Origin of the sequence: Pelodictyon luteolum DSM 273, assembly GCF_000012485.1 — a bacterium.
Classification (GTDB): Bacteria; Bacteroidota; Chlorobiia; order Chlorobiales; family Chlorobiaceae; genus Chlorobium; species Chlorobium luteolum.
This window is the reverse complement of record NC_007512.1, coordinates 464,499-479,936: the sequence shown is the minus strand read 5'-3', so window position 1 is coordinate 479,936 and position 15,438 is coordinate 464,499. Positions and strand designations below refer to the sequence as shown.

The following is a 15,438-nucleotide window of genomic DNA, read 5'->3' as shown; positions in this document are numbered from 1 at the left end:
GCTGTTGTCTTGTAATTCTTGTTGTGCTTATTACTCTGCGCTCTGCGCTGCGTCCTCGGCCGCGTCCACTTCCGGTGCATCCATTTCAGCAAGCACTTCCTGCTCGACTTTCATGGCACGGGCGTTGACAACGGTGTCAGCTACGGCTTTCACCATAAGCTGGATGGAACGGATTGCATCGTCGTTGGCAGGGATGACGTAGTCAACCTGCTCGGGGTCACAGTTGGTGTCGACCATAGCGAAAATCGGGATGCCGAGCGAACGGGCCTCCTTGATGGCAATGTGCTCTTTTTTAATATCGACGATGAAGAGCGCTGCAGGCAGACGGGTCATCGTGGCGATACCGCCGAGGATCCGCATGAGTTTCTCACGCTCGCGGGCAAGCATGAGACGCTCTTTCTTGGTGATCATATCGAAGGTACCGTCCGTCTCCATCCGCTCGATGGAGTTCATGCGCCTGATGCTCTGGCGGATGGTGGAGAAGTTGGTGAGCATGCCGCCGAGCCAGCGCTCACAGACGAAAGGCATGCCGGCGCGCGTGGCCTCGGCTGCGATGATCTGCTTGGCCTGCTTCTTGGTGCCGACGAACATGATCTCCCTGCCGGTCTGGGCAATGGCGTCGAGGGCGTTGAGGGCGTCATCGGCGAGAACGAGGGTCTTCTGAAGGTCGATGATGTGGACGCCGTTCTTCTCCATGAAGATATACGGCTTCATTTTCGGGCACCAGCGGCGGGCGAGGTGACCGAAGTGGACTCCTGCGCGGAGCATCTCTTCAAGCTGAAAGTGTGACATTGTGTCGTGTCCTTGTGTTTAGTTGTTGCCTCTACCGCTGCCCGTATGCCGGAACCCGGCGCAACAGCGCCGGACACTGCCGGAATGCTCCATCCGGGGAAGGCCCCCGGAACGGCGCGGTATGTGGGATGTTGTACGGAAAAAAGTGATCTGGAAATATCAACGTTTGGAGAACTGGAAGCTCTTGCGCGCTTTTTTGCGGCCGAACTTCTTGCGCTCCACCATGCGGGGATCCCTGGTGAGGAGGCGTTCCTGCTTCAGGACAGCACGGGCAGCTTCGTCGAACTCGGTGAGGGCACGGGCAATGCCGAGGCTGACAGCTCCCGACTGGCCGCTGAGTCCGCCGCCTTTCACGTTGACCTTGATATCGAAGTCTTCAGTCTTCTCGGTAAGCACCAGCGGACGGAGTGCATGCAGACGCTTGACCTCGTCCCTGAAATATTCTTCGACCGGCAGCTTGTTGATGATGACCCTGCCCTTGCCCGGAGTCATGAAAACCCGTGCAACGGAGGTTTTGCGGCGTCCAACGGTATCGATAACCTCTTTCATTCCCTCTCGCTTTATTGTTTAGTGTATTTTCATTTCAGTCGGAGCCTGGGCCTCATGCGGATGCTGAGTGCCTGCGTAGACCTTCAGTTTCCTGAAGAGCTGGCGGCCGAGATTGTTGTGCGGAAGCATGCCCCATACGGCGTGCTCGATGATCTTTTCCGGCTTCTTGCGGAGCAGGTCTTTCACGGAGTCGACCCTGACGCCACCCGGGTAGTGCGAGTGAGAGAAGTAGGTCTTCAGATTCTCTTTGTTTCCGCTGAGAGCGACTTTCTCTGCATTGGTGACCACGATGAAGTCACCGGTATCGACGTGCGGCGTGAACTGGGGTTTGTGTTTGCCCCTGAGAACTCTGGCGATTTCAGCCGCCATCCTGCCCAGAACCTGGCCTTCGGCATCTATGACATACCACTTCCGTTCGACATCGGCAGGCTTCGCCGAATATGTTTTAAAACTTAGCGTCTTGCTCATGCTGTGTGTACAATGGTTTTAACAGGACTTTTCCGAAAAATAAAGTTTATCAATGTAAATTATTTCACTTAATTCTACAAATTATACCGTTCTCCTTTTCACAGGAACTCCGGGGGGGACGAACCCTTAGCAGCACGCCCTAGATGAAGCCTTTAATCGCTCTGGTCGGCCGACCCAATGTCGGCAAATCAACCCTCTTCAACCGAATCCTCCGAGAGAAGGCCGCAATCGTCGACCCCACGCCCGGAGTCACCCGCGACCGCCACATCGCAGAAGGGCACTGGCAGGGCCGCGAGTTCCGCCTGATGGATACCGGCGGGTACGCTCCTGAGGACGGCGTCATCAGCACGGCCATGCTCGAACAGACCATGATGGCCATCCAGGACGCCGACATCATCATTTTTCTCGCCGATGTGCGCTCTGGCGTCTCCTACGACGACCTTGAACTCGCGAAGATCCTTAAAAGGGACTTTTCCGATAAGCCGATCTTCCTTGCAGTCAACAAGGCGGAGTCGCCGCAGCTCGCCATCGAGGCGGCTTCATTCGTCAGCACAGGGTTTACCGAGCCCTGGGCTATATCGGCACGTGACGGCAGCGGCGTAGCCGACCTGCTCGACGAGATCCTCCTCACCTTCCCCGAGTCCGATGGCCCCCCGGAAGAGGACGGTGCGATAAGGCTTGCCGTCATCGGCCGCCCGAATGTCGGCAAATCCAGCTTCGTCAATGCCCTCCTCGGCAGCAACCGCCAGATCGTATCCAGCATTCCCGGCACCACGCGCGACGCCATCGACACCCGTTTCACCCGCAAACAGCAGGAGTTCATGCTGATCGATACGGCAGGCCTGCGCAAGCGGACCAAGATCAGCGCCGGCATTGAATATTACAGCTCGCTGCGCAGCGAACGTGCCATCGAGCGCTGTGAAGTGGCCATCGTCATGCTCGACGCCACGCCGGGCATCGAGAAGCAGGACCTGAAGATCATCAACATCGCCGCCGAGCGCAAACGCGGCGTCCTCCTCCTCGTCAACAAGTGGGATCTCGTCGAAAAGGACTCAAAGACGAGCAAACAGTACGAAGAGAGCCTCCGCTCGCACATGGGGAACCTCTCATACATTCCCGTCATCTTCACCTCGGCCCTCACGAAAAAGAACCTCTACCGCGCCATCGACACCGCAAAAGAGATCAGCCAGAACCGCTCGAGGAAAATCAGCACAAGTGCCCTCAACCGTTTCCTCGAAGAGGCGCTTGCCGCAAACCACCCCTCCACCCGGACAGGCAAGGAGCTGAAGATCAAGTACATGACCCAGATCGAGGCGCCGTGGCCGGTATTTGCATTTTTCTGCAATAATCCGGAGCTTGTCCAGACCAATTTCAGGAAATTCCTTGAAAACAAGCTGCGAGAGAAGTTCAGTTTAGAGGGCGTCACAATCTCACTTCGCTTCATGCAGAAGTGAACGCCGCAATCATTTAACCCACCGGAAATAGCCATGCCCGCAATAGACCAGCAGCAGATTCTCCATGCACTCTCAACCGTGCAGGAACCCGACCTCAAAAAAGACCTTGTAACACTCGGCATGATCCGCGACGTAGCCGTCAGCGATGCCGGCGATGTGTCGTTCAGCGTGGTGCTCACCACACCGGCATGCCCCCTGAAAGAAGAGATAAAAACGGCCTGCGTCAAAGCGGTAAAGGCCGCTGTACCCGGAGTCGGAACGGTTAAGGTAAGCATGGAGGCAACGGTGACCTCCGCTTCCAGCTGCAGCCACGGCCACCAGCCCGGAGACGGGCACAGCCATGAAAACGGTCACCAGTGCTCAAGCGGGCAGTGCGGCGGGCATGACCAGCCGCTCCAGGGCGTGAAGAACATCATCGCCGTCGCATCTGGAAAGGGCGGCGTTGGCAAATCGACCATCGCCGTCAACCTTGCCGTCAGCCTTGCAGAAAGCGGTGCGAAGGTCGGACTCATCGATGCCGACCTCTATGGACCAAGCATTCCCACCATGTTCGGGCTCCACTCGGAGAAGCCTGAAATGTCCGGCAAAAAAATACAGCCGCTTGAAAAATACGGAGTAAAGCTGATGTCGATCGGCTTCCTCATCGAAACCGACACCGCCGTCATCTGGCGCGGGCCCATGGCTTCCAGCGCCATCAAACAGTTCATCACCGACGTCGACTGGGGCGAGCTCGACTATCTGGTCTTCGACCTTCCTCCCGGAACCGGAGATATTCAGCTGACACTCGTGCAGACCGTCCCCGTCACCGGCGCCCTCATCGTCACCACCCCGCAGGATGTAGCACTTGCCGATGTATCCAAAGCAGTCAGCATGTTCCACAAGGTCAATGTCCCCATCCTCGGCCTTGTGGAGAACATGAGCTGGTACGAGCTGCCGGACGGTTCAAGAGACTACATCTTCGGCCAGAAAGGCGGTGAGCGCTTCGCCAAAGCCCAGGGACTCTCATTCCTCGGTGCCATTCCGATTGAACGCGGCGTGGGAGAAGGAAGCGACAGCGGCGTGCCCTATGTCATAGGTAAACCCAACTCCACATCAGCCAAAGCTCTGAAGGCAACCGCCATGGAAACCGCCCGCAGGATATCCATCACCAACGCCTCATCGAGGGACGAGAACACCGGTTGCGGCAGCGGATGCGGATGCGGGAACGATGAAACGGTTTAGAGTTGTTTTTTTGAGAACCGGGGTAGATATTACCCTGTTCCTCCGAGGAGGTTCACCTGTATTTCCAATTACTAAAAGATGTATGCCATGAGCACAAGCAAAGACTACCTGCCTAACAGCGATGCACTCTACGACCGTGTGATCGCCGCACTTGAAACCGTACGCCCCTACCTCCAGGTTGACGGCGGGGACTGCCAGCTTGTCGGCATCACCAAGGATATGGTTGTGGATGTGAAACTGCTTGGAGCATGCGGCAGCTGCCCCATGAGCACCCTGACCCTTCGGGCGGGCGTCGAGCAGGCCATCAAGAAAGCCATTCCGGAAATCGTCCGCGTGGAATCAGTCTAAGCGGCTGACCGCAAGGAGAGAAATCGACCCGGGCCCGCTGAGGTCCGGGAGCCGGTTTGACAGGAAAAGCCTCTGCTCCCCTCTCCTAATAGTCCTCTTCTGGAGGCGCATTCAGCCTCACTTCAAGTTCACTCAGGTCGGCAATGAGCACATCGCGTGCACGGCTTCCATCCTGCGGCCCGACGATCCCCTCTTTCTCCAGCTGGTCCATAACCCTTCCCGCACGGCTGAAGCCGAGCCGGAGCCGCCGCTGGAGCAGTGAAGTGCTGCCCTGCTGGCTCATCACGACAAGCCTTGCTGCCTCGTCGAACGCCGGGTCCCGCTCCTCATCTTCTGCACCAAAAGACTGTGGGGCACCATTCTCAGAGCTTCCCCGTTTCCGCATCTCACCCTTCGGCAGAAGAACGTCATGGACGTCCGTCAGGGCATGCTGGCTTCCGATATAGCGCGTCACTGCCTCGACCTCTTTGGCCGAGACATATGGCCCCTGGAGGCGGATGGCCTTCGGGAGTGAAGACGGCTGGTAGAGCATGTCGCCGTCGCCCAGAAGCTGTTCGGCACCGGACCCGTCAAGGATGGTTCTCGAGTCCACCTTGCTTGCCACCTGGAAGGCGATGCGGGAGGGGAAGTTCGCCTTGATGATGCCGGTGATGATGTCGACCGAAGGACGCTGGGTCGCGACGATCAGGTGGATGCCCACCGCGCGGGCCAGCTGGGCAAGGCGCGTGATAGGCTCCTCGACATCACGGCCCGCGGTGATCATGAGATCGGCGAGCTCGTCGATGACCACGACGATGTAGTACATCGCATCAATGGGGTTTGAGCGGTTAAAGTCCCCGATGTTGCGCACTCCGGCCTGCTCGAGGCGTATGTAGCGGAGCTCCATCTCCTTCTCAACGCACTTCAGGGCGTAGACCGCTTTCTGCGGCTCCGTGACGATCTGTTCGTCGAAGCCGGGGAAGCGAAGGAGGAAGTGGTTTTTTAAATGCTGGTAGTGAAACAGCTCGACCCGCTTCGGATCAATCAAGACGAACTTTACCTTGTCGGGGGTACAGGAGTAGAGGAGGCTTGAGAGGATGACGTTGATGCCGACCGACTTGCCCGAACCGGTTGAACCGGCGATAAGCAGGTGCGGCATGGCAGTCAAGTCATCGATATAGACCTCGTTGGAGATGGTCTTGCCAAGCACGATCGGCAGAGTGTAGGGGCTGTTCTTGAACTTCTCGACCTGCAGCACGCTGCGGAGCATGACGGTCTCTGGGCGGCTGTTGGGGATTTCGACGCCGACGGCGTTCTTGCCGGGAATCGGCGCGATGATGCGGATGCCTCTGGCGGCCAGGGCCATGGCAAGATCGTTTTCCAGCGCCGTCACCCGGCTGACCTTCACATCGGGAGCAAGTTCCATCTCAAACAGCGTTACCCTCGGCCCCACCGTCGCCTGTATCCTCTTTACCTCGATCTTGTAGATGGAAAGTTTTTCAAGCAGGCGGCGCTTGCTTTCGGCCAGATGCACCTCATCAATCACTCCATCGCCCTCCGGCCCCTTTTCAAGCAGGTCGATGGAGGGTATGCGGTAAGTGTCGCGATCTTTCGTCTTTACCTTAAGCTTTCGATCATCAAGATCGGCCTCCGTTTCATGGGTGGCCTGCTGAACGACAAGCTCCACACCGTCATCCCGACTTACGCCGGAGGGAGAAGAGAAGAGAGCAGGCGTACTATAGGGTAAATGGGCGTTGCCCTCGAGGCGTTCTGGTGCGGGGGGAGGAACTACGGAAGCCTCAGCGGGCCTTGCTATGGCCGCCGGTACGGCAGCGGGTTCATTTTTTTTTTTACCGAGAGCCCGGAACACGTTCCCGATCCGTGAAAACAGACGGGAGGGCAAAGCCGCGGCCGGAGCGACACCAGCCGAGACACGCGAGAACATGGTGCGGCCGAGATAGAACGACGGGACAGCAGCAATAGCCAGCAAAAGCGCCCACGCTCCCGTTGCGCCAAGCAATGTAGAGAACATCTCGGCAAGCATCCTGCCGACATATCCTGCCAGAAGGTCGCTGAATGCGAACGGTGTCAGCCCTCCCATTGCCGCCAGATCCAGCGACATCAGCACGCTGTACAGGAAAAAGATCAGGGCCGACTTCAGGCTTTTTGAACGGAACAGCGACAGGCCCCAGTAGAAAACTGCTGAAAAGAGCAGCAGCGAGGGGAAGCCAAGGAAAGAGCGGACGAAAAAGGAGCCCACCCTTGCGCCAAGCAACCCGAAGGGGGTCTGGATGTGGGCTACAGCATCACGTGCTGCAGGGCCCAAAATGTCATACCAAGGCAACTGGATATAGACCGCCTGGTCACCGGGATGGAAGGTGATGGTCGAACCGGCAAGGAAAAGGGCGGAAAGCATCAGGACAATCCCTCCGATCTCCCGTTTAAGAGCCCCGTGCCCCGAGGTTTTCCCGGTATCCGCGCTGTTGTCCTTTTTCCTCTTCACCCTTGAGTTTCTGTGGTTGACTGGTTTAACCCTCCCCCTTAGGAGAGGGAGGTTTTCACGAACGGCAGGGGCCGTATAGTACCCGGCTGCATGGTACCGCGGATCTCGACGAAAACCCTCGTGCCCGGCTTCTGGTACTCGCGAAGGAGGCTGCAGGTGCCCACCGGCTCCTGAAGGGTCGGCGAGAGGGTGCCGCTGCACACCCGTCCGATCTCCTGATGATCGCTGTTGAAGAGCTTGCAGCCCTGGCGCGGAAGTGCGCGCCCCTCAAGCACAAATCCTGCAACCGAACGTTTCGGATTCAGTTCCACCTGAAGACAGGCCTCCCGGCCGATAAAGTGCCCTTTGTCCAATTTCACCACCCATTTCAGGCGGGCTTCAAGCGGATTGGTATCCTGGTCGATTTCGTGACCGTAGAGCGAGTATCCCATTTCAAGGCGGAGGGTGTCGCGGGCGCCGAGACCGATCGGCAGGATCCCCTCGGGCCGGCCGGCCTCGAGCAGGTCCTCCCAGAGCGGGAGCGCCATCTCATTCGGCATGCAGATCTCCACACCGATCTCGCCTGTGTACCCGGTTCTTGCCACCATCAGTTCCGCACCGCTGTACTCCAGCGTGCAGAAGTGGAACGAGCCGAGTGACGGGGCATCGAGGGAAGGCAGCACCTTTTTCAGGATATCGAAGGCCTTCGGACCCTGGAGGGCGATCAGCGACATCGCGGAGGAATGGTCTTCAAGCACGACACCATCATATTCTGCCGCATGCTCCTGGAGCCACTGGTAATCTTTTTCGCAGTTGCCTGCGTTGACGATGATGAAAAAGGTTTGGGCGTCGATGCGGTAGATGATGAGATCGTCAACGATACCGCCATTGGGGTAGAGCATCACGTTGTACTGCGCCTGACCGTTTTTAGCGCGGCTGAGATCATTGGTGGTCATATGCTGGAGGAACTCCTCCGCACGGGGCCCCTTCACATAGAAATTCCCCATGTGCGAGACATCGAAAAGGCCCGCTGCACTGCGGACAGCCCGATGTTCGGCAATGATGCCTGAATACTGAACCGGCATGAGCCAGCCGCCGAAATCGATGATCCTCGCCCCGGCCTTCTCGTGCCAGGGATACAATGCTGTTTTTTTCATGTACTCACTCTTCTGGTGTTGGCCTTACGGAACTGGACTCTTCAGGCTGCGGGCGGGCGAAGGTGGCCCTTCCGCAGGTCTCCTGTTCTTCAATATACGAATCCACGACGCTTGCTGAAGAGGTCGGCGCACTTTTCAGTGGCGGCCTTTCTGCTTGTCGCGCTTGATCTTCTGCGGCTTGCAGAGCGCATCTTTCTTTCTGGCTACACGGGCACACCTGCGGCATATATGGCGCGCCCCGCCCTCCTCGGCCACGCGCCCGGCATGGCGCAGCGCATCCTTTTCCTCGAGCCGGCAGATCTTTTTCATCAAACAGGCCTCAGTAACGGATTTGGTTACTGAGCTCATTCCTGTCGCCCTCCCGGATCGGAAAATGCCGGGAAAGAAGCTCGCCGCAACGGTCGATGGCCTCGGAAAGGGCAGCAGCAGCCTCTCCGCTACGGATGCCCTGGACGATGCCGCCGACAAGCTCCGGCCATGCATCAGGGTCCACTTTCTCGTTGATGCCTTTGTCGGCCACAACCCTGACCATATGCTCGAAAAGCGAGATATAGATGAGTACGCCCGTCGCCGCCTCGGTGCCGTTGATCCCCTTCGCATAAAACGCGGCAAGGGAGGCTTTCCCGACGGCATCCGCCATATCCCCTTTGCGGGCAAACAACCGGCGCAGGGGCGCAAAACGCACCAGCAGTTCATGGAAAACGATGAAAAGCGGAACGAAGACACCGAGAAAATGCCACATGCCGTCTCCGCCCTGAAAATGCCCCACCGCCACAGCGACGATCATTGAAGAAAACAAGGCCCCGACCACCGAAGCGTGGCGATAGCGGGAACTCTCCTCGACCACCATCACGACGATCTCCCCTGAAGTGCCGGCCTCGGCCGCCTTTATCCGCGCCTCTACCTGACGCTGCCCGGCTTCAGTAAGCAGCTTGCGAACCGGACTATGTTCCATTTTCTCCTCCTGCATTGTTGTAGGACCGTTCGCCCTCACCAGTTCCCCGAAGCGCCACCGCCCCCGAATCCGCCGCCGCCTCCCCCAAAGCCGCCTCCGCCACCAAAGCCTCCGCCTCCGCCATAAAAGCCTCCTCCGTGGCCACCGGAGATGAAGGGACCTCCTCCAGTACCGCTACGACGGTTGAAAAACCCGCTGAAGTAAATGAAAAAGAGCAGCAGCATAAGCATCGGCAGCGACACCCTGCCGCCTTTCTTCTTTTCCCCGGGCTCGGCCCGGTACTCCCCGTGTACGGCTGCGATGATGGATATGACTCCCTGCTGGAACCCTTCATCGACCCTGCCTGCACGGAACAGCGGCACCATTTCATTCTGGACGATGCGCCCGGCCGTAAGGTCGGTCAAACTCCCTTCAAGGCCGTAGCCGACCTCGATGCGGAGCTTCCGGTCATCGCGCGAAGCGATGAGCAGCGCTCCGTTGTCCTTGCCTTTCCGGCCTATTTTCCAGGCCTCGGCTACACGCATGGAGAAATCCTCGATTGCGTCGCCCTCGAGCGATGGAACCGTCAGCACAACAACCTGCGTCGACTCCTCCCTTTCAAGGTTCGAAAGGGCGCGATCTATTGAGGCCCGGGCAGCAGGAGAGATCATGCCTCCGTAGTCGTTCACCCTGCCGGAAAGCGCGGGCACATCGAGGGCGAAGAGGGCCGAGGGCTGGGCCGCAAGGAGCGCAGCCAGCAGCACAAACACGCCGAGGGCCCTTACAGGCAGGGCCCCGGCGTCGTGCACTCTCTCTCTGAAGAAGGTGCAAACCATCCTCAGAATTTCACCTCCGGCAGGGCCTTCGAAGTTTCATCGGCCTTGAAATACTCTCTCGGCTTGAGTTTCAGAAGCAGCGAGTTGGTCATGGAGTTCGGGAACTGGCGGATCGAGAAATTGAGGGTTTCGACCGCGCCGTTGTAACGCTGGCGGGCGACGGCAATGCGGTTCTCCGTGCCTTCGAGCTGGTTCTGCAGGTCGCGGAAGTTCTGGTTGGCCTTGATTTCGGGGTATCGCTCAACCGTCACGAGGAGACGGGAGAGGCTCGAGGAAAGTGCTCCCTGTGCACTCTGGAAACGCTGCATGGCCTGAGGGTCGCTGAGCATCCCGGGCGTCATCGTCACCGACGATGCTTTTGCGCGGGCCTCGACAACTGCCGTCAGGGTCTCCTTTTCGAAATCCGCCGCACCCTTCACCGTAGCGACAAGGTTCGGCACGAGGTCGCCGCGACGCTGCAGCTGCGACTCGAGATCACCCCAGGCGCGGTTCACGGCTTCGTCGTTCTGCTGGATGCTGTTGTAGCCGCATCCCGAAAGGGAGCTGAAAAACAAAAGGAGCGTAAATATCTTCAGGACACGGATGGTAATCGGTTTGCTGGCGGTAGTGCTCATGGGGTATGGTGTTGGTTGTTCAAGGGGTTCAATGGTAAACATACAAACAATTCAGAAAAAGTGTTCCGATCAACTGATGAGCCGCTCCACGGTGAACACGCCGGCAACCTTTTTCAGCTTGTCCATAAGAGCGCTCAGCTTTTCGGTGTTGCGAACGTAGACCATGACGGTGCCGACGAACATCCCGTCGCGGGCATGGAGCGAAATGCTGCGGATGTTGGTATCGAACTTCGACATGACGAGGGTGAGCTGGTTGGTGATGCCGATGCGGTCTTCGCCGACGATGCGGATGCCGGCGAGGAAGTCGGTCTCGACCTTCCGGTTCCACGACACCGATACCACACGCTCGCTTTTCTGCAGGTTCTCGTTGCTCACGTTGACGCAGTTCTTCCGGTGGATCTTCACCACGCCTTCAGCCGTCACGAACCCGATGACATCGTCGCCCGGCACAGGCTGGCAGCATTTCGCGTAAGCGTAGGCAATGTTATTCATCCCGGCGATTGTTACATCATCCTTCTTTTTCGAGTGTTCCTTCCGGTCATCCTCGCCCTGGCGGGCCGTGCGGAGGTACTCTGCAAACTGATTCGGATCCTCCCTGATCTCCAGTGCTTCCGGCTCCCGCTGTTCGCTGTTGACGCGCTTGATGACCTCCTCGCCATTGATCTGCTGGCTGGCCAGGGCGCTGAAGAAGTCCGCAGGGGTCTTCACCCCGTAGCGTCGGGCGTAGCGGACGATATCATTGTCCGAAAGGAGCTTCTTCGTTCCGGAAAGCATTTTCTCCCACATGCCGCGACCCTTTTCGATCTGCAGACGGCGCTCCTCGTTGATGGCGGAACGGATCTTCAGTTTCGCCCGGTGGGTCACCACCAGCTTCAGCCAGTCTGCTCTGGGCTGCTGGTTCTTTGATGTGATGATTTCGACACGGTCGCCCGACTTGAGTTCGGCGTTCAGCCTGACGATGCGGCCGTTGACCTTTGCGCCGATGCAGCTGTTACCGATTTCGGTATGGATGGAGTATGCGAAGTCAATCGGGGTAGCCCCTGCCGGCATGGTCTTCATATCGCCCTTCGGCGTGAAGACATAGATCTCCTCATGGTAGAGATTGAGCTTGAACCCCTCCATGAAGGCGGCTGCCGAATCGGCGTCCTTGATGAGTTCCCGTGCCCAGCGAAGGAATGAGTCGATGCTGGCATCGTCCTTGCTGATCTTCTCCTTGTAGCGCCAGTGGGCCGCAACGCCGAGCTCGGCGAACTCATGCATGCGCCGGGTACGGATCTGCAACTCCACCATGTTGCCCTTCGGGCCAATGATGGCTGAATGGAGCGACTGGTATCCGTTGTGCTTCGGGATGGATATATAGTCCTTGAAATGCTGCGGGACGGGCGGGTACTTCTGGGTGATGAAGCCGTAGACGGCAAAACAGTCGGCAATGCGCTCCGTGTCGATGATCACCCGGATGCCGTAAAGGTCATGGATGTCCTCGTAGTTCTTGTTCTTGTTGCGCATCTTGTTGTAGATCGAAAACAGGTGCTTCGCCCGTCCCTGCACCTCGACCGCGAACCCCTGCTTTTCAAGGTCATCCTTGATGGGGTCGATCATCTTGTTGAGGTACGCGACCCGCTCTCCCCTCGTCAGGCGGACTTTCTGCTGCAGGAAATCGAACATCTCGGGGTCGATGTACTTCAGTGCGAGATTCTCGAACTCCACCTTCATCTTTCCGAGACCGAACCGGTGTGCGAGCGGGGCGTAAATGTCGCGGGTCTCAAGGGCAATCTTCAGACGGCGATGCTCCGGGAGCGACTCAAGGGTACGCATGTTGTGCAACCGGTCGCAGAACTTGATGAGAATCACCCGAATGTCCTTCACCATCGAGAGCAGCATCTTCCGGAATCCTTCAGCCTGCGTGGTCTCGCGGTTGATCATTATCCCCGATATCTTCGTCAGGCCCTCGACAATGTCGGCGACCTCCGGGCCGAGTTCGGCGGAGATATCCTCATAGGTATAGCCACTATCCTCGATCACATCGTGCAGAAGCGCGGCAGCGACCGACACGCCATCGAGCGGCAGCTCGTTGAGCAGAATGGTGGCAACTTCCACCGGATGGTAGAAATAGGGCTCCCCCGATGCACGTTTTTCACCCTCATGCGCCCGGTAGCACATGAAGAATGCGCGCTGGATAAGAGATTCATCGACCTGTTTGAGGTTCTGGCGTGCAAGACGCAGGATCTCATGGAGTTTCTGGTAGTGCTCCTTTTCTATCTGGGCCAACATAGCCGATTCTGCTCCCCTTGAAAATACGTGGTAGAGGTTAGTACGGGGGCACCGCTTCGGGGACTCCCGTCTATTCTCTATAAAACTTTATTTCACCATAACAAAACAATGCACAAAGAAAAACAGCTCCCCCCTCATGCCTGATCCTCCTTGTCCACCCGCGCTGCTCCGCCAAGTCGATCTTCGAGGCGTGCGATCTCGTCGCGCAGGTATGCGGCTTTCTCATATTCCATGGCAAGCGCAGCCTGCTGCATCTCGGCGCGCAGTTCAGCCGCCATCGCAAAGCCCTCTTCGGGGGTCATGGACTCGAGCACGCCTGAAAGCAGGCGTTCGGGACGCGGTTCCAGGCCGAACCGCCTGCGTCGGTAGCGCTCCTCGGCATCGGCGACGCTCGTGGTATCGAGGATTTCCTCGACCGACTTCGTAATGGAGCGGGGCGTGATGCCGTGCTCCTCGTTGTACCGGTGCTGGATCTCGCGCCGGCGGGCCGTCTCGTCGAGCACCTCCCTGATCGAGCGCGTGATGGTATCGGCATAGAGCACCACGAACCCCTCAACATTCCTCGCTGCCCGGCCGGCGATCTGCATGAGCGAGCGGGTGTTGCGCAGAAACCCCTCCTTGTCGGCATCAAGGATCGCCACCAGCGACACCTCCGGCAGATCGAGCCCTTCGCGCAGGAGGTTGACGCCGACAAGGACATCGATCTCCCCCGTCCGGAGCTCGCGCAGGATCTGCATCCGCTCGAGGCTCTTGATCTCGGAATGGAGGTAGCGGGATCGGACCCCTGCCTTGCGGAGAAAGTCGTGCAGGTCTTCGCTCATCCGCTTCGTCAGGGTCATCACCAGCACCTTGTGGCCGCCGGCGGTATGGCGGCGGATTTCCATGAGAAGGTTGTCGATCTGCCCCTTCACGGGCCGGACCTCAACCGGGGGATCGAGCAGGCCGGTCGGACGCACCACCTGTTCGACGACCACCCCGCCCGAGCGCTCAAGCTCGAGATCTCCAGGAGTGGCGCTGATGCAGATGACTTCGGGCACCATATCCATGAACTCATCGAATCGGAGCGGCCGGTTGTCGAGGGCAGAGGGCAGGCGGAAACCGTGCTCGACGAGAATGGACTTTCGTGAACGGTCGCCGCCGTACATGCCGCGGATCTGCGGCAGGGTCACATGCGACTCGTCGACTACCACCAGATAGTCCTCGGGGAAATAGTCGAGCAGACAGTGCGGCCGCTCGCCGGGGTTGCGTCCTGAGATGTGGCGCGAGTAGTTCTCGATACCGGAGCAGTAGCCGAGCTCCTTCATCATTTCAAGGTCGTAGCGGGTCCGCTCCTCAAGCCGCCCCGCCTCCACAAACCGCTCGGCCGAGCGGAGCTCGTTGAGCCGGCCGGCCAGCTCGTTTTCAATCCGCAGCATGGCCTGCCGCAGCTGCTCTTCGCCGGCAACAAACTGGCGGGCGGGATAGATGAACGCATAGGGATCGCTGCCGAGCACTTCGCCGCTCGACATGTCGAAGGTCTGCAGGCTTTCGATCTCGTCGCCGAAGAACTCCACACGGAGTGCCAGCTGGTCGTAAGCCGGGATGAGGTCGATGATGTCACCTCGCACCCGGAACTTGCCGGAGCCGGGATCCACGTCGTCGCGAACGTAGTGGAGGGCGATGAGTTCCTGCAGGAAACTGTTGCGCTCCTTGAGCATGCCGGTGCGCAGTTCAATGATCTGGCTCTTCCACTCCTCCGGCGAGCCGAGGCCGTAGATGCAGCTGACAGAACTGACCACAATCACGTCGCGCCGGCCGCTGAGCAGTGCGCTCGTGGCCTTCAGCCGGAGGCGTTCGATTTCGTCGTTGATTCGCAGGTCCTTTGCGATGTACTTGTCGATTGAGGGAAGGTATGCCTCCGGCTGATAAAAATCGTAGTAGCTTATGAAATACTCGACCGCGTTGTCGGGAAAGAACTGCCGGAGCTCTCCATACAACTGCGCGGCAAGCGTCTTGTTGTGGCTCATCACGAGCACCGGCCGCCCGGCCTGTGCGATCACATTGGAAATCGTGAAAGTCTTGCCCGAGCCGGTCACACCGAGCAGCGTCTGAAACGGGCTGCCGGCCTTCAGCCCCTCAGTGAGTTCCTTAATGGCCTTCGGCTGGTCGCCTGCAGGTTCGTACGGGCTCACCAGCCGGTATATTCCTGTCTCCGTCCCCTTCCCCTTGCGGTCTCTCTGCACACACACTCCCTGCTACATACTTATTTTGAATACCGTCCAATCATGCCCTGACCCGGGCTGTATCAACCTAACGGGACCAGGGCTGTTAATACCTGGAGATACCCTGGCTGT

At 58.4% G+C, this 15,438-nt stretch carries 14 protein-coding genes; 3 read left to right on the top strand and 11 right to left on the bottom strand.

Annotated features, from left to right (window positions below):
• Positions 1-30 precede the first annotated feature (30 nt).
• The 3 genes from rpsB to rplM all read right to left on the bottom strand — a co-directional run bounded on the left by rpsB (position 31) and on the right by rplM (position 1,809).
• Complete coding sequence (gene rpsB / locus PLUT_RS02095; RefSeq protein WP_011357166.1) at positions 31-792, bottom strand: 30S ribosomal protein S2; 762 nt, start codon at positions 790-792, stop codon at positions 31-33.
• A gap of 159 nt (positions 793-951) precedes the next feature.
• Positions 952-1,341 (bottom strand): 30S ribosomal protein S9, encoded by a 390-nt coding sequence (gene rpsI / locus PLUT_RS02090; RefSeq protein WP_011357165.1) that lies wholly within the window; start codon positions 1,339-1,341, stop codon positions 952-954.
• A gap of 18 nt (positions 1,342-1,359) precedes the next feature.
• A complete protein-coding gene (gene rplM / locus PLUT_RS02085) occupies positions 1,360-1,809 on the bottom strand; it encodes a 50S ribosomal protein L13 (protein ID WP_011357164.1) in 450 nt (149 codons plus the stop codon).
• A gap of 143 nt (positions 1,810-1,952) precedes the next feature.
• Here rplM and der point away from each other — a divergent pair, with 143 nt between their 5' ends.
• The 3 genes from der (at position 1,953) to PLUT_RS02070 (ending at position 4,832) form a co-directional block, all read left to right on the top strand.
• Positions 1,953-3,263, top strand: a complete 1,311-nt coding sequence (gene der, locus PLUT_RS02080; protein ID WP_011357163.1) for a ribosome biogenesis GTPase Der — start codon at positions 1,953-1,955, stop codon at positions 3,261-3,263.
• Positions 3,264-3,296: 33 nt separating this feature from the next.
• Positions 3,297-4,484, top strand: a complete 1,188-nt coding sequence (locus PLUT_RS02075) for an Mrp/NBP35 family ATP-binding protein (protein ID WP_011357162.1) — start codon at positions 3,297-3,299, stop codon at positions 4,482-4,484.
• An 87-nt stretch (positions 4,485-4,571) separates the two neighbouring features.
• Positions 4,572-4,832 carry a NifU family protein gene (locus PLUT_RS02070; RefSeq protein ID WP_041463992.1) on the top strand — a complete coding sequence of 87 codons (261 nt, stop codon included), beginning with the start codon at positions 4,572-4,574 and terminating at the stop codon, positions 4,830-4,832.
• A gap of 85 nt (positions 4,833-4,917) precedes the next feature.
• On the opposite strand, the gene PLUT_RS02065 is transcribed toward PLUT_RS02070, so the two are convergent.
• From PLUT_RS02065 to uvrB, 8 genes are all read right to left on the bottom strand, one after another.
• Positions 4,918-7,314, bottom strand: coding sequence for a DNA translocase FtsK (locus PLUT_RS02065; RefSeq protein ID WP_275245707.1), 2,397 nt, complete (start codon positions 7,312-7,314; stop codon positions 4,918-4,920).
• 38 nt (positions 7,315-7,352) lie between these two features.
• Positions 7,353-8,450 carry a glycine cleavage system aminomethyltransferase GcvT gene (gene gcvT / locus PLUT_RS02060; RefSeq protein WP_011357159.1) on the bottom strand — a complete coding sequence of 366 codons (1,098 nt, stop codon included), beginning with the start codon at positions 8,448-8,450 and terminating at the stop codon, positions 7,353-7,355.
• A 135-nt stretch (positions 8,451-8,585) separates the two neighbouring features.
• A complete protein-coding gene (locus PLUT_RS11645) occupies positions 8,586-8,759 on the bottom strand; it encodes a hypothetical protein (protein ID WP_157858118.1) in 174 nt (57 codons plus the stop codon).
• Positions 8,760-8,769: 10 nt separating this feature from the next.
• Positions 8,770-9,405, bottom strand: a complete 636-nt coding sequence (locus tag PLUT_RS02055; RefSeq protein WP_011357158.1) for a TPM domain-containing protein — start codon at positions 9,403-9,405, stop codon at positions 8,770-8,772.
• 35 nt (positions 9,406-9,440) lie between these two features.
• Positions 9,441-10,220, bottom strand: coding sequence for a TPM domain-containing protein (locus PLUT_RS02050; RefSeq protein WP_011357157.1), 780 nt, complete (start codon positions 10,218-10,220; stop codon positions 9,441-9,443).
• Positions 10,221-10,222: 2 nt separating this feature from the next.
• Positions 10,223-10,834, bottom strand: coding sequence for a LemA family protein (locus PLUT_RS02045; protein ID WP_049752338.1), 612 nt, complete (start codon positions 10,832-10,834; stop codon positions 10,223-10,225).
• 69 nt (positions 10,835-10,903) lie between these two features.
• A complete protein-coding gene (locus tag PLUT_RS02040; RefSeq protein ID WP_011357155.1) occupies positions 10,904-13,105 on the bottom strand; it encodes a RelA/SpoT family protein in 2,202 nt (733 codons plus the stop codon).
• Positions 13,106-13,239: 134 nt separating this feature from the next.
• The gene (gene uvrB, locus PLUT_RS02035; RefSeq protein WP_011357154.1) at positions 13,240-15,327 is read right to left on the bottom strand and encodes an excinuclease ABC subunit UvrB; all 2,088 of its coding nucleotides are present in this window, start codon (positions 15,325-15,327) and stop codon (positions 13,240-13,242) included.
• Between the last annotated feature and the right edge of the window lie 111 nt (positions 15,328-15,438).